Source organism: uncultured Brachyspira sp. (assembly GCF_944390595.1).
In the GTDB taxonomy this organism is placed as follows: domain Bacteria; phylum Spirochaetota; class Brachyspiria; order Brachyspirales; family Brachyspiraceae; genus Brachyspira.
Map to the genome: position 1 here is coordinate 1 of NZ_CALXRN010000244.1, position 2,743 is coordinate 2,743.

Consider the following 2,743-nt stretch of genomic DNA (forward strand, 5'->3'; position numbering starts at 1 on the left):
AAAGAATTTTTAGTAAGTCCGGTCTGAAACCGAACAGAACTTTTAATACTAAACTTATCAAAGAACTCTTTGGCTTTGTGGCGGAAGCCGCTTAGCCGATATGTTGAATTTTTAACGGACTATTATTACTTATAACCTGTCTCTAAATGTTTTTGACAACACAATATCTATTCCACACTACTATTAATCCAATCAACAACATCCTGAAGAACTTCCAGAGAGCACGTTTCTTCTATATTATAATAATCCAAAGAATTTCCAATTTGACAATGTTGAAACAAATGATTCAATCCCATATATTCTTTGAAAAAATTCTTTTTATTATTCCTACTCAACAATTTTTTTATCGCATTTAAATTACTAGCTGATATCACTTGCATATCATTACTGCCATTAATTGCCATTACTGGAATTTTTATGCTTGATATAACCAAAGTCGGATCATAATTTATAAAGTAATTCACCCAATTATCTTTAGATTGAGCCTTTATCTCATTTCTCACAGACTCAACTGTTCTATTGGCTGGTTGACCATAGATTTTTAATGCTGCATTTTGTTGTTCTGCAAGTAAAGTATCACCTTTTATCCCAGGCCCCGCCATACTAACTATAAAATCTGCCTTACCTTTAGCACCCAACATAAACGCAATTAAGCCACCTTCACTATGACCTAATATTCCAATTCTAGAAAACTTTCCACAAGTCTCCAACCACTGCAATCCACACTCGGCATCTTCTGCATAATCCTTTGAAGTACATCCACTGCGCTCTCCTGTCGATTTACCAACACCTCTGTCATCATAGCGCAATGAAGCAATACCATTTTTTGCCAAATAATCAGCAATAACCAAAAATGGTTTATGCTCAAAAACTTCTTCATTACGATCTTGTGGACCACTTCCGGTTACCATTAGAACAACCGGAATTCGTTTATTCGGAGTGTATCCAATAGGATATGTCAATGTTCCCGAAAAAATAGCATTCGCATTATCATTAGAAAAAGAAATTTCTTCTGTCCGGTAATCAAAAGGTGGCAATGGTTCTTGTGGACGTTTAGGTTTATCAATATCACCCGGCTCCAAATCCATGGGTAAGAATATACCATTTTGATTGAAAATACCTTTAATTTTATTATGACTCCGTTTGCCGTTATATGACATACCAATCGTCGGCAAATTCAAACTTATTGAATCTTGAGTAAGTAGGGAAAGATTAACGGGTACGCCCCTAACCCCTTGTTGTGGAATATCCATTGTTCCTCCATCTTTACTCACATGAAAAGCAATTCTGATTTTCTGACCATTAATATCTAAACTACCATGCCAAGTTCCATTAATTTCCTGTGCATACGATATTATCGAACATACCAAAACGACAAATACCAATAATAAATTTGTTCTCATTGCTGCTTTTTTATAATATTTCTTTTTATAAGGATCGTACCAATTAAATATAGAATACACGAAATAATAATACCAATAGGTATGAACCAATATCCCAAAATATCAGGCATTGACAAATCCGTTTCGGAACAATACCCAACAAAAAAACTCTCGTTATTATAAAAAAAGCCGATACTATCTGGTATGAAAATTTTAAGAATCGACAATATAAAGAATGTCACACTAAAAAGATACAGAATACCTGAGACAAGGTATTTTCCAGTACAAAATATACAAACACATGTCTGTCTGATAATTTCAAAAGGATTGCCCTTTTTCAACACGCTTTTTAATTGAGATTCTGTCACGTACAATTGAGCAATTTTTGTTGGACTACCCAATTGGGTTAATACATTATTCAAACAGTCTTCATCTGATAATGCAGTTCCTTGCAACCTACACATACTTTCATAAACGTGTGAAGCCAATTCATTCAGTATGTCATTTTTAGTTTTTTCATCCAATACTTTGAGCTCACTTTCAAGCTTCTGCATATAATTCAAGTATTGTTTACTATACTGGTAATCTGTTTTCATTTGTACACTAAATTAAATGTTCTATCCGCTTCGTCATATCAAGATAATATTCAGTAAGGCTGGCAATATATTTTTTACCAGCCTCAGTTATTTTATAATATTTTCTTGGCATACCACTCTCCTTTTGCACCCAATATGGCTCGATTACTTCATCTTTGCACAATCGCATAAGGATAGGATAAATGGTACCATCGGCCACTTCAAATCCAAGAATTCTCTCTATTTCGGAAGAAATCTGATACCCATAACTATCTTGTTTACTTATAATTATCAGCACAACAAGCGGAAGTATCCCTTTCTTCATCTGTGTTATCAAATTATCTTGCAACATAATTATTACACATACATTGTATTACTACGTATATCGGTCACAAATATATATCGATTAATCGAAATCACAAAATAAATTAAACTAAATTTAAACACCCCGATATTCAAATTATAACCATATCATTTGGAAGCATAAATTGGGGCACTCTTCTTTTCAGAATATTATTGTCAAAAAATGAAATTTTCTTATATTTGTAAAATCTAGGAGGCGGCTCGGCATAGTCAAATTAAAAACCCCGTTTTCATTTGCCTCTGCCCTCGTCTTTCCGTATATTTGTAAAATAGGGCTTTAATCAAAAAACACAGACAAAAATGCTATGAAACAACTCCTGCTTTTTGCCATTTCCATACTGCTGCTTCCATTCGTTCTTGCAGCTTCGGGTAATGAATACCAAAACGCCGAAAAGGCTCTGACAAAAAAGCTGACCGGCAACC

At 34.1% G+C, this 2,743-nt stretch carries 3 protein-coding genes; all 3 read right to left on the reverse strand.

The genetic code is table 11. The annotated features are described in order from the left end of the window. Positions 1-167: 167 nt before the first annotated feature. From Q0J90_RS14540 to Q0J90_RS14550, 3 genes are read right to left on the reverse strand one after another with little or no spacing between them, the layout of a single operon-like run. Entirely contained in the window at positions 168-1,403 is a 1,236-nt protein-coding gene (locus Q0J90_RS14540; protein ID WP_297278596.1) for an alpha/beta hydrolase, read from the reverse strand. Continuing rightward, positions 1,400-1,978 (reverse strand): DUF1700 domain-containing protein, encoded by a 579-nt coding sequence (locus tag Q0J90_RS14545; protein WP_297278597.1) that lies wholly within the window; start codon positions 1,976-1,978, stop codon positions 1,400-1,402. The genes Q0J90_RS14540 and Q0J90_RS14545 overlap by 4 nt, the downstream gene beginning before the upstream one ends. A gap of 7 nt (positions 1,979-1,985) precedes the next feature. Further along, positions 1,986-2,309 carry a PadR family transcriptional regulator gene (locus Q0J90_RS14550; protein ID WP_297278598.1) on the reverse strand — a complete coding sequence of 108 codons (324 nt, stop codon included), beginning with the start codon at positions 2,307-2,309 and terminating at the stop codon, positions 1,986-1,988. Between the last annotated feature and the right edge of the window lie 434 nt (positions 2,310-2,743).

Coding starts and splice junctions, on each gene's coding strand:
- Q0J90_RS14540 (WP_297278596.1), bottom strand. CDS start 1,403: ATGAGAACAAATTTATTATTGGTATTTGTCGTTTTGGTATGTTCGATA.
- Q0J90_RS14550 (WP_297278598.1), bottom strand. CDS start 2,309: ATGTTGCAAGATAATTTGATAACACAGATGAAGAAAGGGATACTTCCG.
- Q0J90_RS14545 (WP_297278597.1), bottom strand. CDS start 1,978: ATGAAAACAGATTACCAGTATAGTAAACAATACTTGAATTATATGCAG.